The 528-nt window shown below is 50.4% G+C and carries 1 protein-coding gene; it reads left to right on the top strand.

The features are described 5' to 3' along the window. Window positions 1-130: 130 nt before the first annotated feature. Window positions 131-528: hypothetical protein (locus AC1D1X_RS25395; protein WP_477699649.1), on the top strand; the 398-nt coding region annotated here is incomplete at its 3' end.

Here is a 528-nt window from a genome sequence, read left to right as displayed (position 1 = left end):
GTTCACGCCAGGGGTTTGGTGGGTTGACCTTTGGAACCTCTGAAAATTGATAATGGGCTTTCGTCGGCAAGCCCTCCATTAGGGGTTTGCACTCTGAATTCAATTTATTTACCGGATTGGGCCATCCCATATGCCAGAACGCAGTGAACTCGAAGGCTTCATCCAGATTAATGGCATTAACCAAACCGGCAAGGTGGCCGTATTTGTGTCGGACTACGAAGCAGTGATCAGTGACACACGAGAGCCGTCCGGATTAATCAAGGAGAAGCTCTACCTTCATCCCTTCAATCTTCACATGCTCCGCAATTCCCAAAGCAACGTGATGAAAAGCGGGTTTTTCTATTCAGTCTCCGGGACATCGGTCGGGTCGTACGCCCAAGGTCCCTTGGGGAATCCACGTGATTGCGAATTTAACCAGCGACCCGTCAAGAGATTTGACATTCATTCCCAGTACACCGCGGAACTGCTGACAGTGAAGATTGAAGGCACCACAGAAGCGGGTGTGCATGCTTTCCCGCAGAATCAAGG

Source organism: Polaromonas sp. P1_G4, from assembly GCF_056405475.1.
Note: the sequence above shows the minus strand (reverse complement) of the source record. Positions and strands in the feature narration are given on the sequence as shown.